This window comes from Lentzea sp. HUAS TT2 (assembly GCF_051853195.1).
Lineage (GTDB): Bacteria > Actinomycetota > Actinomycetes > Mycobacteriales > Pseudonocardiaceae > Lentzea.
In genome coordinates this window covers 3,180,173-3,200,358 of record NZ_CP196667.1, presented here as the reverse complement: position 1 = coordinate 3,200,358, position 20,186 = coordinate 3,180,173, and the positions used below count along the sequence as shown (strand labels likewise).

Here is a 20,186-nt window from a genome sequence, read left to right as displayed (position 1 = left end):
GACCCGAATCGAGGACGCGACGGGATGCCAGTCGATCTTCGATGGGACGTACCTTGCACGCGAACAGGTGGTTTGTCAACCCCCCGCATGGCCCTGACCAGCACTAACGGATCATCGAGCAGCGATCGAAGGGTTGCTGGACGTGTTAGGATGGAGGCATCGAAAGGGGCAGAGGACACATGGTTTTCAAGGTCGGAGAGACCGTCGTCTACCCGCACCACGGTGCCGCTCTCATCGAAGCAATCGAGACCCGCGTGATCAAGGGCGAGGAGAAGAAGTACCTCGTTCTCAAGGTAGCGCAGGGCGACCTCACCGTTCGGGTTCCCGCTGACAACGCCGAAATCGTAGGCGTGCGTGACGTTGTCGGCCAGGAAGGGCTCGACAAGGTTTTCGAGGTCTTGCGTGCTCCCCACACCGAGGAGCCGACCAACTGGTCTCGGCGGTACAAGGCCAACCTTGAGAAGCTCGCCTCCGGCGACGTGAACAAGGTTGCGGAAGTGGTGCGCGACCTCTGGCGGCGCGAAAAGGATCGCGGGCTTTCCGCCGGCGAGAAGCGGATGCTGGCGAAGGCGCGGCAGATACTGGTCAGCGAGCTGGCGCTGGCCGAGGGCACCGACGAGGACAAGGCCGAGGTTCTCCTCGACGAAGTTCTCGCCACTGCCTCGTAGTTCTCAAAAGACAAACAACTGAGCATCGGATCTAGTCGCGAACATGAGTGTTGTCGCGCTCGTGCCCGCGGCGGGGCGCGGTGAGCGTCTGGGCTACGGGATGCCCAAGGCGCTCGTGCCGGTCAACGGTGTCCCGCTGTTGACCCGTGCCGTGCGTGGCCTGTTCGAGTCAGGCCAGGTGCAGCACGTAGTCATCGCCGCCCCACCGTCCGATGTGGACCAAGTGCACAACGCAACCGCCTCGCTGGCTCCGGCCGGCGGGGCGGTGCACGTGCTTTCAGGGGGTGCCGAGCGCACCGACTCGGTACGACTCGCCCTCGAACACGCGCTCCGCGTGATTCCGGACACCTCGATCGTGCTGGTCCACGACGCTGCTCGTGCCTTCACCCCTCCCGAGGTCATCGCCGCCGTCGTGGCCGCTGTGCGCGGTGGGCACGACGCCGTCATCCCGGTGCTTCCGGTCGCCGACACGATCAAGCAGGTGGACGAGGTCGGAGTGGTCGTCTCCACACCTGATCGAGCAGCGCTGCGGGTCGTGCAGACCCCGCAGGGTTTTCGCGCCGAGACTCTCAAAGCCGCCTATTGCTCCGGTATTGCCGCAACTGACGACGCTGGTCTCGTTGAGAAGAACGGCGTCGCGGTCCACACGGTTCCCGGCCACGCGCACGCCATGAAGATCACCACGCCGTTCGACCTCGCGGTCGCGGAAGCACTGTTCAGCGGAGGCCAGTAGTGAGGATCGGCCAAGGGGTCGACGTCCACCCGATCGAGTCAGGCCGGGAGTGCTGGATCGCTGGTCTGCTGTGGGAGGGCGTCGACGGTTGCGCCGGCCACTCCGACGGTGACGTGGCCTCGCACGCCCTGTGCGACGCGCTGCTGTCCGCGGCGGGCCTGGGTGACCTGGGAGCCGTCTTCGGCACGTCGGATCCGCGCTGGTCGGGCGCGCACGGCGTGGTCCTGCTCACGGAGGTGCGCCGCCTGGTCGAGGAGGCCGGCTTCCGTGTGGGGAATGCCACAGTGCAGGTCATCGGCAACGAGCCGCGCATCGGCAAGCGCCGCGAAGAGGCCCAGAAAACGCTTTCCGACGCCGTCGGCGGCCCCGTCTCGGTCGCCGGCACCACCACGGACGGCCTCGGTCTCACAGGGCGAAACGAGGGCATCGCAGCGATCGCGACAGCTCTGCTCCTCCCCGTAGCCTGACGAACATGGCCACGCTTTCAGATTCACAGCGCGAACTGCTGGACAGCCCGAACTACGCCACGGTGGCGACGCTGACCAAGGACGGCAGCCCGCAGACCTCGGTCGTCTGGATCAAGCGCGACGGCGACGACGTCCTGTTCTCCACGGTCGTCGGCCGCGCGAAGGAACGCCACCTGCAGAACGACCCGCGGGTGAGCATCACCGTCATCAACAAGGACAACCCGTACCAGTACAGCGAGTTCCGCGGTGACGCGTCGCTGACCACCGAGGGCGGTCCCGAGCTCATCAACGAGCTCTCGCACAAGTACCTCGGCAAGGACTACCCGGGCGACGCCGGCACGGACAACGTCCGCGTCATCGTCCGCGTGAAGGTCGCCAAGACCACGGGCAACGCCTAACTGGGCTGCCTCTGCGCAGGCACCCTGAGCACGGCACGTCCGCCGTCGAGGTCCACGAGGCTTCGCGGCGGCGCGCCGTCCCCCTCCTCGTCGCGCAGCTGCCGTTCCTCCTTGCGGAACTCGAGCTCCTCGCGCTTGCCCGCCTCGAACGTCGCACCGAGCTCGCCGATGCCCGCGGTGGCCATCGGGGTGCCCTTCTTCTTGTTCCGCACGAACCGTTCGACCACGGCGAGCAGGAACAGGCCGGCCACCAACGCGGGCAACGACATCGCGAACAGGAACCCCAGGCTCATACCGGGACAACTCCCCGCACAGCGGTGTGGTTCCCGCCACTAACATGCGCCTCGTGCCCAAGTACGACGTGTGCCTCTCCTTCGCCGGCGAAGACCGCCCCTACGTCGACGAGGTGGCCCGCCACCTCACCGAGCTGGGCGTGACCCGCTTCTACGACACCGACGAGCAAGCCGATCTGTGGGGCAAGAACCTGGTCGAGCACCTCGACCAGATCTACCGCCACGACTCGCGCTACTGCGTGATGTTCGTGTCGGAGTCCTACGCCAGGAAGATGTGGACCAAGCACGAGCGGCAGTCCGCGTTCGACCGCGCGCTGATCTCCGACACGGAGTACGTGCTGCCCGTCCGGTTCGACGACACCGAGCTGCCCGCGCTGCGGGCCGGTACCGGTTACCTCGACCTGCGCCGCCTCACCCCGCGCGAGCTGGCCGAGATGATCGCGAAGAAGGTCGGGACCGCGGTCAGCGCGCCGGCGGCGGGCTGGGAGTACCAGCTGTTCTCGGACACCGTGGCGCTGCACATGCGCAACCTCACGGACAAGCGGAACAGCCACGAGATGGGCTTCGCCTCGTCCGGCCGCACGATCACCTCGGACACCGACGCGCTGGACTACTTCACGGCGCGTTCGCGGACGTTCGACGGGATCATCAACGGCATCGCGGAGCTGCTCTCGCCCGGCAAGCAGCAGTGGGCGTTCGGCCCGGCGGGTCGGCCCGGTGACAAGGACAAGATCCGCCTGCTGGCGAACCGCTTCGTGGAGGAGTACGAGAACCTGCTCGACTGGTCGGCCGACCTGCGCGGCACGACGACGCCGGACGCGTTCACCACCCTCTACGCCACCGCCGCGCAGCTCGCCGACCAGCCGCTCAAGCAGATCGAGCAGTTCGTCGAGGAGTTCACGACGGCCAGCGAACGCGGGGCCGGCAACCTCCACCTCAACCTGTCCTACGACATGTCGCCGGTCGAGGCGGAGCTCAAAAAGGTCCAGACCACCTAGCCGTCCGGCACGTAGAGTCGGGAGCGTGACGACCCACGCCGCGCTCTTCGACTTCTCCGGCACGCTGTTCCGGCTCGAACACCCCGAGCTGGAGTCCAACGGTGACCTGATGCGTGCACTCACCGCGCCGGTCGGCATCGCCGACGGCATGGACCCCGAGCTCGTCGACGGCTGGCTGCGCCGCGACCTCGACCCCGACGTGCACCGCTGGGTCCACGTGAAGGTGCTGAAGGACGCACTCGTGCCCGACGCCGAGGCGCTCTACGACCAGCTGCTGCACCCTGGGTCCTGGATGCCCTACCCGGACACCAAGGCGACGCTGGAGCACCTGAAGGACGTCCCCGTCGCGGTCGTCAGCAACATCGGCTGGGACATCCGCACCGTGTTCGAGCTGCACGGCCTGACGCACCTCGTGGACGAGTTCGTGCTCTCCTACGAGGAGGGCGTCATCAAGCCGGACCCGAAGATCTTCACCACCGCGTGCGAACGGCTGGGCGTCGATCCCCGCAATGCCGTAATGGTCGGCGACAGCGCGGAGGCGGACGGCGGCGCGGAGGCGATCGGTTGCTCCTTCCGGCTCGTCAACCCGGTTCCGACGAGTGACCGGCCCAATGCTCTTTTGGATGTGGCCCGTACCATTCCCGTGTGAGCCTCCACATCTACGACACCGCGAGCCGGTCCATGCGGGAGTTCCACCCGCAGGTCAACGGAACGGCGTCGATCTACGTGTGTGGGGCGACCGTGCAGGGCGTGCCGCACATCGGGCACGTCCGCAGCGGCCTGAACTTCGACGTCCTGCGCCGCTGGCTCGCCCGTGACGGTGCCGACGTCACGCTGGTCCGCAACGTCACCGACATCGACGACAAGATCCTCACCAAGGCCGCCGACCACGGCAGGCCCTGGTGGGAGTGGGCGTACACGCACGAGCGCGCCTTCGAGGACGCCTACGACGCGCTCGGCTGCCTGCCGCCGTCGTACGCGCCGCGCGCCACCGGCCACGTCACGCAGATGGTCGAGCTGATGCAGCGGCTGATCGACAAGGGCCACGCCTACGACGTCGACGGCGACGTCTACTTCGACGTGCGCTCGTTCCCCGAGTACGGCGCGCTGTCCGGGCAGAAGCTCGACGGCGTGGAGCAGGGTGAGACGGCGGTGCGCGGCAAGCGCGACCCGCGCGACTTCACGCTGTGGAAGGCCGCGAAGCCCGGTGAGCCGTCCTGGCCGACCCCGTGGGGCGACGGCAGGCCCGGCTGGCACCTGGAGTGCTCGGCGATGGCCACGACGTACCTCGGCAGCACGTTCGACATCCACGGCGGCGGGCTCGACCTGATCTTCCCGCACCACGAGAACGAGCAGGCCCAGTCCCGCGCGGCCGGCGACGGCTTCGCGAACTACTGGATGCACAACTACTGGGTGACGCTGGCCGGCGAGAAGATGGCCAAGTCGCTCGGCAACACCGTCTCCATCCCCGCGATGCTGGAACTGGTCCGCGCTCAGGAGCTGCGGTACTACCTGGTCTCGCCGCACTACCGGTCGCACATCGAGTACTCGGAAGAGGCGTTGCAGGAGGCGGTGACGTCCTACGGGCGCATCGAGTCGTTCCTGCGCCGCGTCGCGGAACGCGTGGGCCCGATCGAGCTGCGCGGCGACATGTGTCCGGACTTCGTGGTCGCGATGGACAACGACCTGAACACGCCCCAAGCCGTGGCGGCGCTGCACAACAAGGTGCGCCAGGGCAACACGGCACTCGCCGACGGCGACCACGAGACGGCCCGTGCGGCCGCCGAGTGCGTGCGCCGGATGGCTGACATCCTCGGCGTCGACCCGTTGTCGCCGAAGTGGAACGACGCGTCGTCTGCCGATCTCGGCATGCGCCAGGCGTTGACCACCCTGGTGGATCGACTTCTCGTCGAACGCCAAGAAGCCCGCAAGAGCAGGGATTTCGCGCGCTCTGACGCGTTGCGCGACCAGCTGCACGACGCGGGCATCGCCGTCGAGGACACCCCCGACGGTCCGCAGTGGACTTTGAAGGACGACTGACTTCCGTGGCTGGCAATTCCAAGCGCAAGGGCGCGATGCGCAATCCGGGCTCCAAGAAGGGCGCGGTCGTCGGCTCCGGCGGGCAGAAGTCCAAGGGCCTGCAGGGCAAGGGCCCGACCCCGAAGGCCAACGAGCGCCCGAACCACCCCGCGTACAAGCGGGCCAAGGTCGCGGCGAAGACCGACGCGGTCAGGACCCAGCGCCGGCAGACGAAGGAGAAGGCCACCGCGGAGACCGTGGCGGGCCGCAACCCCGTCGTCGAGTGTCTGCGCGCGGGTACTCCCGCGACGGCGCTGTACGTGGCTCTGGGCATCGACGCGGACGACCGCGTGGCCGAGGCCGTGCGCCTGGCGGCCGACCGGGGCATCTCCGTGCTGGAGGTGGCCCGCGGCGAGCTCGACCGGATCACCGGCGGTGCGATGCACCAGGGCCTCGGCCTGCAGGTGCCGCCGTTCGAGTACGCGACCCCGAACGAGCTGCTCGAGCTGGCCCAGCGAGCCACCACGCCGCCGTTGCTGGTGGCGCTGGACGGCGTGACGGACCCGCGCAACCTGGGTGCCGTCGTGCGCTCCGCCGCCGCGTTCGGCGCGCAGGGCGTCGTGGTGCCGCAGCGGCGCAGCGCGTCGATGACGGCGGTCGCCTGGCGCACCAGCGCCGGCACGGCCGCCAAGATCCCGATCGCGATGGCCACGAACCTCACCCGCACGCTGCGCGACTGGGCCGAGGCCGGGCTGATGATCGTGGGCCTCGACGCGGACGGTGACGTCGACGTCGACGGTCTGGAACTCGCGACGGGCCCGCTCGTCGTCGTGGTGGGCTCTGAGGGCCGCGGGCTCGGCCGTCTGGTCAAGGAGACGTGCGACCAGACCGTGTCGATCCCGATGGCCAAGGGCGTCGAGTCGCTCAACGCGTCCGTCGCGTCCGGTGTCGTGCTCGCCGAGATCGCGCGCCGCCGCCGCATCGACGCCAAGGGCTGAGCCGACTGACCGTCTTGTCTGACGGTTGCCTGACGTTATCGGCTAGTTCGCGACGCTAAGCGCGGCCATAACCGACGTTAGTGATCGTTTTCCTCGCCTGCGAAACCGGTTTCGTTACGCGGGCGAGGAAACAGGATCTCCACACTTGCCAGAACTTCGCGACTGATCGGGATGACAAACGGCGTGGCCTATTCCGCGCCACTCCCGAGCGCGGGTACCTTCGTCCCGGATCGCATTTCGCCTGTTCCGAGGCGCAGGAGTCGGACCAGGTTGCACCGGTTGGCGGAGCAGAGGGCGCCCGTTTGGCACCAGCTGACACACAACGTGACCATTTGGGATCCAATCAGGCGAACCCGAGGTCAACTGTGAAGAAGATCAGCTCTACGTTTCGCTATTGTAACTACTTTAGGTAACCGCTCTGCTCCGTTTAGGTACACACTGTGGTAGGACAGACGTTGAACGGTCAGGCAGCTTCTACCGTGATTGTCGATAGGAATTGATTACCACCGGCGGGGGCGACGTGACTCGGCGTAGAGCGAATCGAGACGTGCCGATTCGCCACGCCCCGGGAGCGACTCGCCGGGGCACCGCATGACCGCCCGCGGTAGCCTCCGCGAGCTCGTCGGTTTGCGTGAGTTCCGCGCCATGTGGATCGGTTCGACCGTTTCGACCGCCGGTGACCAACTCGCCGCGGTCGCATTATCACTGCTGGTATTCGAGCGAACACGATCCGTCGCCGCGACGGCCCTCACCTGGTCGCTGACCCTGTTCCCGCCACTGATTTCGGGCCCGTTGCTCGGCTGGGTCGCCGACCGGTTCCCCCGGCGCACGGTAATGGTGACGACGGCCTGGTTGCAGGCCGCGCTCATGGCCGCGATGGCCATTCCCGGCATGCCGCTGTGGGCCATGATCGTGCTGCTCGTGGTGGTCCTGGCGATCTCCTCGCCGTACCTCGCGGCCCAGGAGGCGAGCCTCCCGCACGTGCTGCCGCCGAACCGTTACGACGACGGTGTGGCGCTCTTCGGCACGTCCGTCGACATAGCCCAGATGGCCGGTCTCGCCGCCGCCGGCTTCCTCGTCGCCCACACCAGCCCCGGCCTCGCGCTCGCGGTCAACGCGGGCACGTTCGTCGTCCTGGCGATCCTGGTGCAGACGTCCGTGAAGCACCGTCCCGCCGCGGACCCGCTGGGCCGCAAGAAGAAGGACGACGAAGAACCACGCGGCGTGCTGACCCTGATGGTGGCGGAACCGCGCCTGAGGACCCTGCTGGGCGTCCGTCTGCTGGCCGGCCTCGCGATGGTCCCGGAAGGCCTCGCGGTCCCGCTGGCGGCAAGCCTGAACGCCGTCTGGGCGGTCGGCCTGATCCTCGCCATCGAACCCGCCGCGAACGTGCTGGGCGTGGCACTGCTCTTCCGTCTCGTCCGGGATCCGGCGAAGCGGGAACGGCTGATCGGCCCGCTGGCGATCCTGTCGCTGGCGCCGTTGATCATGTTCGCTTTCAACCCGAACCTGACCTGGACGATCGTTTTGCTGGTGATTGCCGGTATAGGCGGGGCTTATCACACACCCGCTCGTTCGGCCTGGATGCGGCTGCTACCGGACCAGTACCGCGGAAGGGCCTATGGCATTGGGCGTGCGGCGTTGCGCTCGAGCCAGGGCGGCGGAATGGCGCTGGCCGGTGTCGTCGCCCATTCGATCGGTTCGGTGACGGCCACGATCGCCGGAGCGGGCGGCATCGGCCTGCTGCTGGCGACACAAGCTACCTTCGCCTGGCGACGTGCTCGAGGTCGCAACGACACGAAGGCGGTGGCAATCTGAAACAGAACGGTCACCAATAGCGATATCCGTCGTAGAGGCACCATGATGATCCAGGTGCACGATTGAAGCCGGGTAGAGGAAGGGTGGCGTTCAGAAGTCTCGGTTGCACATGGAAGGACACCTCCTCGTTGCGACGAGCGGCAGCGTGGTGGTCTACGACCTGGTCAGCGGCGGCTTAGCTCATGAAGTGCCATGAGCGTAGGGGGTCGTGGTGAAGAACAGTTTGACTGATCGCAGGCGATCGCGGGCACTCGGCTTGACTCCGATTCGCAACTGGGACCTTTGGACCGTTGCGCCCAGTGCGATCGCGTACTTTTTCGTGCTCGAAGCGGCCGTAGCCGTAGCCGCCATCTGGCTCCTGACGAGACTCACGAACGTCTCGGAGACGGACTGGCTCCGCTTCGCCGCGCTCATCGCCGCCATCACGATCCACCTGACCGTGGTGCGCAGAGCGGAAGAGGCGCGCCGCAACGAGGCCTCCGGCCCCCACATCGACCTGACCTCGGTCTGGACCTTCGCGGCAGCGGTGGCGCTCCCAGGCGGCCTGGCGGTGATCGCCACGATCTGGATGCGCATCCTGATCCAGCCGATCGCCCGCCGCCAGCCGTACCGCTTCGTCTTCGGCACCGCCTCCATGCTCGCCTCCACCCTGCTGTCGTGGGCACTGGTCCACCTTTCAGGTGTCTCCCTGGCGGCCACCGGAAACATCCCAACAGACCTGAGCCTCGTTCTGATCCTCGCGATAGCAGCCGTCGTCTACTGGCTCGTCCAGGTGATGACGGTCGCCGCGGCTTTCAAGATCGTCACTCCGAACTCGAAGGTCCTCGACTTCCTGGGCTCCAAAGTCGACAACATGCTCGAAATGAGCACCCTCGGCGCAGGCGTCATGCTCGGCATGCTGATGACGAGCCACTGGGTCGGCCCACTCCTGCTCGCAGTACCGGTGATCCTCGTCAACGCCCTCCTCTCCCGCGCAGGCGAACGCCGAACCCACCTGGAACGCCTTCTGCGGGAGCAGGAACAGCTCCACCAGCGCCTGGCAGCGGACGCCCACACCGACTACCGGACGGGCCTGCTCAACACCAACGGCCTCACCGAGTACGCGGGCCGCCTGGCAGAACGCTGCCGCCTGGACGGCGAACCGATGACCGTCCTGGTCATCGACCTCGACCACTTCAAGCGCATCAACGACACCTGGGGCCACCCGGCGGGCAACGCGGTCCTGGCAGAGGTCGGCCGAATCCTGCGCGAGAAGCTCCGCCCCGGTGACGTGGCGGGCCGCGACGGCGGCGAGGAGTTCGTGGTGGCGTTGAAGGACACCCCGGTGGCACAAGGCGTGACGATCGCCGAACGCATCCGCGAGGCCATCGGCTCCCTGGCCGTCCCCACCACGGACAAGCACCGCAACGTGGTCACCCTCTACGGCCGCGAGATCCAGCCCCCGGAACCGGAAGGCGAGTCGCTGCAGGCGATCTCGGCCTCCATCGGCGTGGCGGTGATCCCGGACAACGGCCCGGACATGGCCACCGCACAACACTCGGCGGACGCGGCGCTCTACAAGGCCAAGGAGAACGGCCGCAACCAGGTCCGGGTGGCGGGCCTGGACATCCCGCCGCGCCTGATGCCGGCACCACGCCAGGACGACGTGACCAAGCCGATCAGCTCGCGCACCGCCTGATCGAACGCGACACCGAAGGCGAGGCCGTCCTCAGCGCGCGGTCAGGTCGATGTGGGGTCCGTCAAACAGCCCGGCTCCGAACAGCCCCGACCCCACGACAAACCAGATAGATCACAAAACTCACAGCCGTGACCAGCGCAGAAACCGGCAACCCTGGCTGCAGCGACAACAAGATCCCACCAACAGCGGCAATCTCGGCAAAAACCACGGCCAAAACCGTGGCCCGCACCGGAGAAGCGGTGATCCGCATGGCCGCGGCAGCAGGCGTGATCATCAACGCCAGCACCAGCAAGGCCCCCACGACCTGCACGGACAGCGCGGTGGCCACGCCGACCAACACAGCGAACACCACGGACAACGCCCGAACCGGCACCCCACGGGACACAGCCACATCAGGGTCCACCGAAGCGAAGAACAACGGCCGATAAATAACGGCCAACACCACCAACACCACCACAGACGAGCCGACCAACAGCTTCAAATCCGTGGAGTCGACCCCGACGATCTGCCCGGTCAACAACCCGAACTTGTTGGAAGCACGCCCTTTGTAGAGCGCGAGCATCAAGATGCCCATCCCCAGCCCGAAAGCCAGGATGGCCCCGATGACGGAGTCCCGATCGCTCTCCCGCCGGGACAACACCCCGAGCAGCACAGCAGCGATGATCGACCCGGCCAGCGCGCCGTACCCAACGCTGACCCCGAGCAACAACGCCGCAGCACCACCGGTGAAGGCCAGCTCACTGGTCCCGTGCACCGCGAACGCCATCTTGCGGGTGACCACGAGCGGCCCGAGGACCCCGGCCACCAGCCCCAGCACAGCTGCAGCGATCAACGCGGTCTGAACGAAGTCCAGCTCGAGCAGGTCGAAGAAGCTCACGACGCGGCCTCCGCAGACAGGTGGTGCGTCTGCTCCTCACAAGCCCCGGCCCCGACGACCAGGATCTGGTCCCGCACCCGCACGACCTCGACCGGCGTTCGATACAACTCGGACAACGTCCGCGAGTTCATGACCTCCTCGGGAGTCCCGACCCGGAACCGCCCGCCAACGAGGTACAGCACCCGATCCACCAACGGCAGCACGGGATTCAGCTCGTGCGTCACGAAGAGCACAGCCGTGTCAGCCCCACGCCGCCGCTTGTCGATCAACTCCGACACGACCCGCTGGTTGGCGAGGTCCAACGACAGCAACGGCTCGTCACAGAGCAGCACCCCAGGATCGCCCACGAGCGCCTGCGCCACGCGCAACCGCTGCTGCTCCCCGCCGGACAACAGCCCAACAGGCGAGTCCGCATACCGAGTACCACCAACGGACTCGATCGCCGCGTCGACGCGGACACGGCGTTCCCGGCGCCCCCGGAACCCGATCCCCCACCGGTGCCCGTCCAGCCCCAGCCCGACGAGATCGCGGCCGCGCAACGTCATGGACTGGTCGAGCGCTCGCTGCTGCGGGACGTACCCGATGGCGTGGTTGCCGCCGGCGATCGTGACCGTGCCGGACGACAACGGCTGCAGACCGAGCAGCACGCGCATCAGGCTGGTCTTGCCGGAGCCGTTGGGCCCCAGGACCGCCAGGAACTCACCGGGCTCGACGTCGAGGTCGAGCCCGTCCCACAGCACTCTGTCCCCGTAGGACAGCCGGGCCCCGCGCAGCGAGATCGCGGTCATGCCTTGAGCGCCTGCGTGAGCGCGTCAACCTGCTTGCTCATCCAGTCAAGGTAGCCGGTCACGCCCTCGGGCAACGTCTCGGTGACCGCGACGACGGGAACACCGGCCGCGCGGGCCTTCTCGACCACGCCCTTGGTGACCTGGTTCTCGGTCTGGGTGTTCTCCACCAGCACGTTGACCTGCTTGCCCTCGACCAGCTGGTTCATCTCCGCGAGTGCGGCGGCCGGCACGTCCGCCTCCTCCTCGATGGCCTTGCTGAACGCCTCGGGCGTCACGTCCGCGGCGCCGGTCTCGTCGATCAGGTAGTGCGCGATCGGCTCGGTCGAGACGACCTTGCGGTCCTTGCCGATGCCGGCGACCTTCTTCTCCAGCTCCTCGAGCTTGGCGGTGAAGCCGGCGGTGTTGCTCTCGAACGTCTGCTTCTTGTCCGGCGCGATCGCGGCGAGCTCGTTCGCCGCGGCCTCGGCCACCGCCTGGACGGTGTGCAGGTCGTACCAGACGTGCTCGTTCACGCTGTGGTCGTGACCGTCGGCGTCGGGCGCCCCGGTCTGCGGCTCGGCGTGGTTGTCGCGCAGCGGGAAGGCCTCGATCTTCTTGGTGGCGTCGCTGGTGATCAGCTTCGCGAAGAAGTCGTCGTAGCCGCCGCCGTTGAACACGACCAGCTTGGCGTCCTTGACCAGCGCGGCGTCCGCGGGCTTGCTCTCGTACGAGTGCGGGTCGGCGCTCGGGTCGTCCAGCAGGGCCTTGACCTCGACCGCGTCGCCGCCGACGGCCTTGATGACGCTGCCCCACACGTTCGTGGAGGCGACGACCTGGATCTTGCCGTTGTCGGCGGACGGCGTGGTCGTGCCGCAGGCGGCCAGGCTCACGACGGCGAGCGCGCCGACCAGAGCGTTGCGGAGAGTCATCACGCCGTCCCTCGATCAGGTAATGGAAACCGTTGTCGAGTTCATCTTACGACACGAAAAAACCCCCGGCGTGACGGCCGGGGGCTTTTCGGGGTGTGACTCACGCCTCCAGGCGCTCGCCCGACTCGGGGTGGAACAGGTGGATCTCGGTGGTGTCGCGGACGGCCACCTTGACGTGCTGGCCCAGGGTCGGCGGCGTGCGGCCGTCGACGCGGACGACGAAGCGCTGCGAGGCGTCGCCGATCTTCACCGCACCGTGCACGAGCGCGTCGGCACCGAGCTCCTCGACCAGCTCGACGGTCATGTCCATGCCCTCCTCGCTCGACGGCACGATGCCGAGCGCCTCGGGACGGATGCCGAAGGTGACCTCGTCCAGACCACCGGCGGCGTCGAGCGCGGACCGGGTCAGCGGCACGATGATGCCGTCGAGCTTCGCGCCCTCCGACGTGATCGGCACGGTCTTGAGGTTCATGGCCGGCGAGCCGATGAAGCCCGCGACGAACGCGTTGGCCGGGCGGTCGTACAGCGCGCGAGGCGTGTCGCACTGCTGCAGCAGGCCGTCCTTGAGCACCGCGACGCGGTGACCCATCGTCATGGCCTCGACCTGGTCGTGCGTGACGTAGATCGTGGTGGTGCCGAGGCGCTGCTGGAGGGCGGCGATGTTCGCACGCGTCTCGACGCGCAGCTTGGCGTCCAGGTTGGACAGCGGCTCGTCCATGAGGAACACGGAGGGCTCGCGCACGATGGCGCGACCCATGGCGACACGCTGACGCTGACCACCGGAGAGCGCCTTCGGCTTGCGCTCCAGGTACTTCTGCAGGTCGAGCATCTTGGCGGCCTCTTCGACCTTCGCCTTGATCTCGGTCTTCGGCACACCGCGCAGCTTGAGCGCGAAGCCCATGTTCTCCGCGACGGTCATGTGCGGGTACAGCGCGTACGACTGGAACACCATGGCGATGTCCCGGCCCTTCGGCGGCACGTTCGTCACGTCCTTGCCGCCGATGTGGATGGCGCCCTCGTCGATGTCTTCAAGGCCCGCGAGCATGCGCAGCGCCGTCGACTTGCCGGAACCGGACGGGCCGACCAGCACCAGGAACTCGCCGTCGCTCACCTCGAGGGAGAGCTCGTCGACGGCCCGCACCGGCGGGTTGCCGGAGAAGATCCGCGAAGCCTTGACGTAGGACACCTCTGCCATGTGACGCACCTTTCACCGCTTGTCTGGGCGCGACGTTATGCATTGCAAGCGCTTACGGGAACAGACGTAAGCGCTTACGTTTCGCGGCGGCACAACGTAAGCGCTTGCGTTCCGGAGGGACCGATGAGTTCTCCGCGGCGCCCCGGTCCACCTCTGCACACACCGAACGCTGGAGGGGACCGATGGGCAACGTGCGAGCGCACTTCTCGATGTCACTGGACGGCTTCGTCGCCGATGTGGACAACGGTTTCGGCTGGCTGGCCCACACGACCGACCAGCCGGAGCTGGTCAACTCCTACGCCGAGCGCACGGGCGCCATCCTCGGCGGCCGCAACGGCTGGGACCAGATCCCCGACCCCGGTGCCGCGTACGGCGGCCAGTTCGTGGGGAAGCTCTTCATCCTGACCCACCACCCGGAGGACGCGACGCCCCACGACGGGGTCACGTTCCTGACGTGCGACGTGGCCGAGGCGGTGCAGATCGGGCTGGAGGCCGCGGACGGCAAGGACCTCGAGGTGTTCTCGCCGACCATCGCCCGTCAGCTGTTAGAGCGCGGGCTGCTCGACGAGATCGCCCTGCACATCGCCCCCGTGCTGCTGGGCGACGGCCTCAGGCTCTACGACAACCCCGGTGGGGCGCCGATCCACCTGCACCGGCTCGACACCGCGGACCCCCACTCGGAGGTGGACGTGCGGTATCGGCCGGTGCGGTAGACCGTCAGCCCTTCACGGCGCCGGACGCGAGGCCCTGCACCAGGAACTTCTGCACCAGGTAGAACACGATGATCGCGGGAATGGCGACCAGGATGGAGGCGGCGGCCAGGTGGCCCCACTCCGTCCTGTTCTGCTGCACGAACACCTGCAGCCCGACCGCCAGCGTCTTCGACTCGTCGGCGGCGGACAGGAAGGCGGACGCGAACGCCACCTCGCCCCAGGCCGTCAGGAACGCGTAGAACGACGTGACGGCGAGGCCCGGCTTGGCCAGCGGCAGGATCAGCCGCCAGAACACGCCGAACGGCGACAGCCCGTCCACGCGCCCGGCCTCGTCGATGTCCGCCGGCACCGTGTCGAAGTAGCCCTTCAACATGTAGGTGCAGAACGGGACCGCGGTCGTGCAGTAGACCAGCACGAGGCCGAACGAGGTTCCGTTGAGCCCCAAGGCGATCAGGATGTTGTACAGCGGCACGATCAGCACCGCGAACGGGAACATCTGCACCAGCAGGAACGACATCATCAGGCCGCGCTTGCCGGGGAACCGGAACCGCGACGCCGCGTACCCGGCGGTGGCCGAGATGAAGACGCCGATCACGGTCGTCATCAGCGCGATCAGCACGGAGTTGCCGAACCAGGCGAGGAAGTCGCCCTTCTCACCGGACAGCACGCGGGTGTAGTTGTCCAAAGAGGACTCGTTGAACAGCTTCGGGGTCGGCTCGACCGCGCGGGCGTCCGGCTTCAGAGAGGTGACGAACACCCAGAAGACCGGGAACACCGCGACGACCGACGCGACGATCAGCGTGGCGTGCAACGCGATCGAGGCACCGCGAGAGCGATCGGAACGACGGCGGACCGGACCTGCGGCCTGCACCATCTTCAAAGATGAAGCGTCGAGCGTCATCACCACACCTCGCCCTGCTTGCGCAGTGCACGCCGGTAGATCGTGGCGAACACCAACAGCACCGAAAGGATCAGCACGCCGTAGGTCGACGCGATGGCGTAGTCACGGGACGCGCCGGAGAAGAAGCGCTCGAACGCGTAGGTGACCAGGATCCGGGCGTTCGGGTTCGGGCCGGCGATCAGGTAGATCACCGGGAACATGTTGAACGTCCAGATGACGCCCAGCAGGACCACCGTCGACGACACGGAACGCAGGCCCGGCAACGTGACGTGCCGGAACCGTTGCCACGGCGTGGCGCCGTCGATCTCGGCGGCCTCGTAGAGATCGCCGGGAATCGACTGCAGGCCACCGAGAAGCGCCACCATCATGAACGGCACGCCGAGCCAGACGTTCACGATGATCACCGACACCAGCGCCCAGTTGGACTGGCCGAGCCACACCGGGTCCGGCAGGCCGACCGAGCGCAGGAGCTGGTTGATGATCCCGTACTGCGCGTTGAACATGTACTTCCACGCGAACGCGCTGATGAACCCAGGCACGGCCCACGGCAGGATCAGCAGCACGCGGTAGAACGTGCGGCCCTTCACCTGACGGTTCAGCAGCATCGCCAGGCCGAGACCGAGCGTGTAATGGAAGAACACGCACGAGAACGTCCAGATCAGCGTGCGGACCAGCGTGCTCCAGAACGCGCCGTACGACTCTCCGCCGGACAGCACGTTGAGGTAGTTCTTGAAGCCCACCACGTCATAGGTGGCCGGCCGCTCGAGGATCGGGTTGGCGATGTTGCCTTCGTTGATGTTCGTGAAGGTGAAGAACACGCCCTGTGCGAGCGGGTAGAGCACCAACACCGCGATGACCACCACGACCGGCAGCACCATCGCATACGCGTACCAGTACCTGTCCAGGAACCGACGCACCGAGACTCCCCTTCCGGCGAACGGCCGGGGTCGTGAAACCCCGGCCGCTCAACACGATCAGCCGATCGAGTACTCGGTGACGACCTTCTCCTTGTACGCCTTCGCGACGTCGTCAAGGGCGGTCTTGGCGTCCTTCTTGCCGGCCAGGAAGTCCGCGTAGCCGACCTTGAGCGGGTCGAAGAGCTCGCCGCCCTCGGGGATCCACGGACGCTCGTGCGCGACCTTGGTGACCGGCTCGAACGCGGCAACGACGGCGTTGCTCTTGACGTCGGCGTTCTGGTAGGCCGACTTGCGGGTCGGCAGCAGGCCCAGTTCCTTGGCGATGGTCGCCTGCGACTCGACCGACGCCATGCAGGTGATGAACTTGATCGACGACTGCTTCGCCTTGGTGCCCTGGCGGATCACGTAGTCGTGGCCACCCACCGGAGCGCTGCCCTTGCCCGCGGACGGGCCGGGGACGGCGGCGATGCCGAGGTTCGCCGGGTCGGTGAACGCGGCGCCCTTGAGGTAGTCGGCGACGGCCCACGGACCGTTGATGACCATGGCGGCCTCACCGGACGAGAACGCGGCCTGCATGTTCGAGTACGAGTTCGTCGCGTCGAGCGCCGTGGTGGCGGCCTTGGCGTCGAGCAGGCCCTTCGCGGTCTCCAACGCCTTCACGTTGGCGGCGGAGTTCACGACGATCTTCTTGGCGGACGCGTCGACCAGGTCGCCGCCCTCGCCGTAGATGAACGGCAGCGCGTAGTACGCGTCGTTGTTGAGGAAGAACGACTTCTCGCCACCCAGCTTGGCGGCGGCGGCCTTGAGCTCGTCCCACGTCTTCGGTGCCTCGACACCGGCGTCGGCGAGCTTCTTCTTGTTGTAGAGCAGCGCGAGCGAGTCGGTCACCTGCGGCACCGCGTAGGTCTTGCCCTCGTACTTCGTGGAGCCGAGCGGGGCCTCCAGGAAGTCCGACGTGTCCTTCGCGAGGTCGGTGTCGGACAGGTCGGCGACGTAGCTCAGCTTCGCGAGCTGCGGCACCCACGCGACCTCCGAGCGGAAGACGTCCGGGCCCTGACCACCCTGAGCTGCGGTCTTGTAGTTGTTGAGCGCGCCGTCGAACGCCTGCGTCTCAACCTTGACCTTGTAGCCGTCCTTGGTGGCGCAGCCTTCGGCGATCTTCTTGAAGACCGGGCTCTCGTTGGGACCACTGGTGTCCCAGAAGGTCACTTCGCCCGAGTCGGATCCGCTGTTGCTGCTCGATCCGCCGCTTCCGCAGGCGGTGAGCACGAGGGCGACACCCGTCGCCATGGCGGTCACGAGGGTTGTCCGTCGCATCGTTGCTGCCGTTCCCTCCAGCTGGGCCCCATCTCCCAGTGAGATGAGGGGTCTTGCAAGTTTTTGCGAGAATGTTGCGGGCGATTTCACTACCAGAACCATGGTCAGGTCAAGACGTCGACCGTAACCAAGCCGTAACGGCCCTGTCTTGCAAACGCGCGTTGCAAAATTTTTCCGAACGCGGCAGGCTTGCGCCGAACCCGATCTGAGCTGGGAGGCAACGTGTCCGGACTGTCCGAGATCGCGAGGGCAGCCGGGGTGTCCATCTCGACCGTGAGCCGTGTTCTCAACAGGCGCGCCGGTGTGAACGAGGAGACCCGGCAGCGCGTGCTGTCGGTACTCGCGGAGATGCCGTACACCCCGCGCGGCCTCGGTGCGTTGCAACGCACCGGCGTGATCGGCCTGCTCGTGCCGGAGCTCTCGAACCCGGTGTTCCCCGCGTTCGCCGAGGCGCTGGAGACGCGGGCCGCCCGCCTGGGCTACTCGTCGCTGCTGTGCAACACCCGCAGCGGTGCCCCGATGGGCGAGGAGGAGTACGTGCGGATGCTCCTGGCCCGCGGGGTCGAGGGCATGGTGTTCGTGTCACCGGAGATCACCAACGTCGAGGTGCCGCTCGGTCAGGCGCCGCGCCCGAGCTACTACGCGAAGCTCCTGGCGGACGGTGTCCACATGGTCTTCCTGAACGGTGCCACGCCCGCGCTGGACGTGCCCGACGTGACCGTGGACGAGCAGCTCGCGGGCTACATGGCGACCCGGCACCTGATCGAGCTGGGCCATCAACGGATCGGGTTCGTCTCCGGTCCTGCGCGCTCGTTGCCGTCCCGTCTGAAGCGCGCCGGCTGGGCCGCTGCCCTCGAAGAAGACCACCTGCCGGCGGGCTCGGAGTACGTCGCGCACGCGCCGTTCAGCGCGGAGGGTGGCGGTCAGGCCGTGGCACAGCTGCTCGACACGGTGCACCCGACGGCGGTGATCTGCTCGTCCGACCACATGGCGCTCGGCGTCATGCGCGAGGCACACCAGCGGGGGATCTCCGTACCCGGTGAACTCTCGGTCGTCGGGTTCGACGACATCCCGTTGGCTGCCTACTCCTCGCCCGCTTTGACGACGCTCGCCCAGCCGATCGAGGAGATGGCGGCGGCCGCGATCGACGAGCTCGTGCTGCGCCTGGACCCGGATCGCCGCAGGCAGGGGACCGACAACTACACCCGCGTCTTCCGGCCGCGGCTCGTCGCGAGGGAATCGTCTGCGCCTCCGAAATGAGATGGCCGATTGACCTAATTGGTCTGGACCAACTTCTGAACAAGGCAGATGGGTCAACCTGCGCGGATGCGTCATTTGAGGGACGCAGGTCACCCTGACTTCACGAATTGGTTCTGAACCGTTACGGTCCTTTCATGGCGCGGTCGATGCATGTGCGACGTCCGGCAACGTTGGCCTCTCTGGCCGCTGAGCTGGGCGTTTCCCGGACAACGGTGTCCAACGCGTACAACCGGCCCGACCAGCTCTCGCCCGAGCTGCGTCGGCGGGTGTTGGACACGGCCCGAAGGCTGGGTTATCCCGGCCCGGATCCTGTGGCGCGCTCGTTGCGCACGCGCAAGGCCGGTGCGGTGGGCCTGTTGCTCACCGAGAACCTCTCCTACGCGTTTCGCGACCCTGCCGCGATCGGGTTCCTGGAGGGCCTCGCGCTCGCGTGCGAGGACGCCGGGACCGGTCTGCTGCTGGTGCCCGCGAACCCCGAACGCGAGGACGTCGCGTCGGTCCACCGTGCCGGTGTCGACGGCTTCGTCGTCTACTCGGTGCCGGACGACGACCCGCACCTCGCCGCCGTGCTGGAACGCCCGGTGCCCACCGTCGTCTGCGACCAGCCGGACCTCGGCACCGTGGACCGCGTCGGCATCGACGACCGCGCCGCGATGTACGAGCTCGCGAAGCACCTCATCGGGCTGGGCCACCGGCGCATCGGCGTCGTGTGCATGCGTCTGGCGCGTGACCGCAACGACGGTTTCGTGACGCCGGACCGCCAGCACGCCGCGCACTTCCACGTGCAGCGCAACCGCCTGTCCGGTCTGGCGGAGGCCTTCAGCGAGGCCGGCGTCGACTGGTCGCAGGTGCCCGTGGTCGAGCGCTTCGACCACAACACGGCCTCCGGCGCGTCCGGCGCGGCCCAGGTCCTCGACCGCGACCCGCAGATCACCGCCCTGATCTGCACCTCGGACGTGCTGGCGCTGGGTGCGATGACCGAGGCGGGCCGCCGCGGCCTGCGCGTGCCGCACGACATCACGGTCACCGGGTTCGACGGCATCCGCGCCGGCGAGGAGGCCGGGCTCACGACCGTGCGTCAGCCGGTGCTGGAGAAGGGCAGGGCGGCGGGCAAGCTGCTGCTCGACACGAACGAGCGCACCCGGCCGCGGTCGGTGAACCTCGCGACCGAGCTGATCATCGGCAAGACGTCGGCGGCGCCGCGCGGTGGTGCCGAAGAGCGCTGGTTCGGGCCGTGAGG

21 protein-coding genes are annotated in these 20,186 nt (G+C 67.5%); 13 read left to right on the top strand and 8 right to left on the bottom strand.

The genetic code is table 11. The features are described 5' to 3' along the window. The first annotated feature begins 179 nt into the window (after nucleotides 1-179). The 4 genes from ACSHWB_RS16075 to ACSHWB_RS16060 are packed head-to-tail and all read left to right on the top strand — an operon-like array spanning nucleotide 180 to nucleotide 2,266. Nucleotides 180-668, top strand: a complete 489-nt coding sequence (locus ACSHWB_RS16075) for a CarD family transcriptional regulator (protein ID WP_012782996.1) — start codon at nucleotides 180-182, stop codon at nucleotides 666-668. Nucleotides 669-711: 43 nt separating this feature from the next. Next, on the top strand, nucleotides 712-1,401 hold the full coding sequence (gene ispD / locus ACSHWB_RS16070; protein ID WP_439662825.1) for a 2-C-methyl-D-erythritol 4-phosphate cytidylyltransferase: 690 nt from the start codon (nucleotides 712-714) through the stop codon (nucleotides 1,399-1,401). Next, nucleotides 1,401-1,868, top strand: coding sequence for a 2-C-methyl-D-erythritol 2,4-cyclodiphosphate synthase (gene ispF, locus ACSHWB_RS16065; protein ID WP_439662824.1), 468 nt, complete (start codon nucleotides 1,401-1,403; stop codon nucleotides 1,866-1,868). The genes ispD and ispF overlap by 1 nt, the downstream gene beginning before the upstream one ends. Nucleotides 1,869-1,873: 5 nt before the next feature. Continuing rightward, entirely contained in the window at nucleotides 1,874-2,266 is a 393-nt protein-coding gene (locus ACSHWB_RS16060) for a PPOX class F420-dependent oxidoreductase (protein WP_439662823.1), read from the top strand. Here the strand turns inward: ACSHWB_RS16060 and ACSHWB_RS16055 are convergent. Then, nucleotides 2,263-2,559, bottom strand: coding sequence for a DUF6191 domain-containing protein (locus ACSHWB_RS16055; protein WP_439662822.1), 297 nt, complete (start codon nucleotides 2,557-2,559; stop codon nucleotides 2,263-2,265). The genes ACSHWB_RS16060 and ACSHWB_RS16055 overlap by 4 nt on opposite strands. A 53-nt stretch (nucleotides 2,560-2,612) precedes the next feature. On the opposite strand from ACSHWB_RS16055, the gene ACSHWB_RS16050 reads away from it, so the two are divergent. From ACSHWB_RS16050 to ACSHWB_RS16025, 6 genes are all read left to right on the top strand, one after another. After that, a complete protein-coding gene (locus ACSHWB_RS16050; RefSeq protein ID WP_439662821.1) occupies nucleotides 2,613-3,557 on the top strand; it encodes a toll/interleukin-1 receptor domain-containing protein in 945 nt (314 codons plus the stop codon). Between the two features lie 25 nt (nucleotides 3,558-3,582). Continuing rightward, entirely contained in the window at nucleotides 3,583-4,206 is a 624-nt protein-coding gene (locus ACSHWB_RS16045) for an HAD family hydrolase (protein WP_439662820.1), read from the top strand. Continuing rightward, entirely contained in the window at nucleotides 4,203-5,597 is a 1,395-nt protein-coding gene (cysS, locus tag ACSHWB_RS16040; protein WP_439662819.1) for a cysteine--tRNA ligase, read from the top strand. Before ACSHWB_RS16045 ends, cysS begins: the two co-directional genes overlap by 4 nt. Nucleotides 5,598-5,602: 5 nt before the next feature. Beyond that, nucleotides 5,603-6,574 (top strand): 23S rRNA (guanosine(2251)-2'-O)-methyltransferase RlmB, encoded by a 972-nt coding sequence (gene rlmB / locus ACSHWB_RS16035; protein ID WP_439662818.1) that lies wholly within the window; start codon nucleotides 5,603-5,605, stop codon nucleotides 6,572-6,574. A 591-nt stretch (nucleotides 6,575-7,165) separates the two neighbouring features. Next, nucleotides 7,166-8,392, top strand: coding sequence for an MFS transporter (locus tag ACSHWB_RS16030; protein WP_439662817.1), 1,227 nt, complete (start codon nucleotides 7,166-7,168; stop codon nucleotides 8,390-8,392). A gap of 319 nt (nucleotides 8,393-8,711) precedes the next feature. Continuing rightward, entirely contained in the window at nucleotides 8,712-10,070 is a 1,359-nt protein-coding gene (locus ACSHWB_RS16025) for a GGDEF domain-containing protein (RefSeq protein ID WP_439662816.1), read from the top strand. A 61-nt stretch (nucleotides 10,071-10,131) separates the two neighbouring features. Here ACSHWB_RS16025 and ACSHWB_RS16020 read toward each other — a convergent pair whose 3' ends face one another. The 4 genes from ACSHWB_RS16020 to ACSHWB_RS16005 form a co-directional block, all read right to left on the bottom strand. Then, nucleotides 10,132-10,947: a metal ABC transporter permease gene (locus ACSHWB_RS16020; RefSeq protein WP_439662815.1), complete on the bottom strand. Its 816-nt coding sequence runs from the start codon at nucleotides 10,945-10,947 to the stop codon at nucleotides 10,132-10,134. Further along, nucleotides 10,944-11,735, bottom strand: a complete 792-nt coding sequence (locus tag ACSHWB_RS16015) for a metal ABC transporter ATP-binding protein (protein ID WP_439662814.1) — start codon at nucleotides 11,733-11,735, stop codon at nucleotides 10,944-10,946. Before ACSHWB_RS16015 ends, ACSHWB_RS16020 begins: the two co-directional genes overlap by 4 nt. Then, entirely contained in the window at nucleotides 11,732-12,643 is a 912-nt protein-coding gene (locus tag ACSHWB_RS16010) for a metal ABC transporter solute-binding protein, Zn/Mn family (RefSeq protein ID WP_439662813.1), read from the bottom strand. Before ACSHWB_RS16010 ends, ACSHWB_RS16015 begins: the two co-directional genes overlap by 4 nt. Before the next feature lie 100 nt (nucleotides 12,644-12,743). After that, complete coding sequence (locus ACSHWB_RS16005; RefSeq protein ID WP_439662812.1) at nucleotides 12,744-13,838, bottom strand: ABC transporter ATP-binding protein; 1,095 nt, start codon at nucleotides 13,836-13,838, stop codon at nucleotides 12,744-12,746. Nucleotides 13,839-14,020: 182 nt separating this feature from the next. Here ACSHWB_RS16005 and ACSHWB_RS16000 point away from each other — a divergent pair, with 182 nt between their 5' ends. Then, entirely contained in the window at nucleotides 14,021-14,551 is a 531-nt protein-coding gene (locus tag ACSHWB_RS16000; RefSeq protein WP_439662811.1) for a dihydrofolate reductase family protein, read from the top strand. A 4-nt stretch (nucleotides 14,552-14,555) separates the two neighbouring features. On the opposite strand, the gene ACSHWB_RS15995 is transcribed toward ACSHWB_RS16000, so the two are convergent. From ACSHWB_RS15995 to ACSHWB_RS15985, 3 genes are read right to left on the bottom strand one after another with little or no spacing between them, the layout of a single operon-like run. Beyond that, complete coding sequence (locus tag ACSHWB_RS15995; RefSeq protein WP_439662810.1) at nucleotides 14,556-15,452, bottom strand: sugar ABC transporter permease; 897 nt, start codon at nucleotides 15,450-15,452, stop codon at nucleotides 14,556-14,558. Beyond that, entirely contained in the window at nucleotides 15,452-16,369 is a 918-nt protein-coding gene (locus tag ACSHWB_RS15990) for a carbohydrate ABC transporter permease (protein WP_439662809.1), read from the bottom strand. The genes ACSHWB_RS15995 and ACSHWB_RS15990 overlap by 1 nt, the downstream gene beginning before the upstream one ends. A 57-nt stretch (nucleotides 16,370-16,426) precedes the next feature. Continuing rightward, the gene (locus ACSHWB_RS15985; protein WP_439662808.1) at nucleotides 16,427-17,686 is read right to left on the bottom strand and encodes an extracellular solute-binding protein; all 1,260 of its coding nucleotides are present in this window, start codon (nucleotides 17,684-17,686) and stop codon (nucleotides 16,427-16,429) included. A 222-nt stretch (nucleotides 17,687-17,908) separates the two neighbouring features. On the opposite strand from ACSHWB_RS15985, the gene ACSHWB_RS15980 reads away from it, so the two are divergent. Continuing rightward, the gene (locus tag ACSHWB_RS15980; protein ID WP_439662807.1) at nucleotides 17,909-18,946 is read left to right on the top strand and encodes a LacI family DNA-binding transcriptional regulator; all 1,038 of its coding nucleotides are present in this window, start codon (nucleotides 17,909-17,911) and stop codon (nucleotides 18,944-18,946) included. Nucleotides 18,947-19,080: 134 nt separating this feature from the next. Continuing rightward, nucleotides 19,081-20,184: a LacI family DNA-binding transcriptional regulator gene (locus tag ACSHWB_RS15975; RefSeq protein WP_439662806.1), complete on the top strand. Its 1,104-nt coding sequence runs from the start codon at nucleotides 19,081-19,083 to the stop codon at nucleotides 20,182-20,184. Nucleotides 20,185-20,186: the final 2 nt, after the last annotated feature.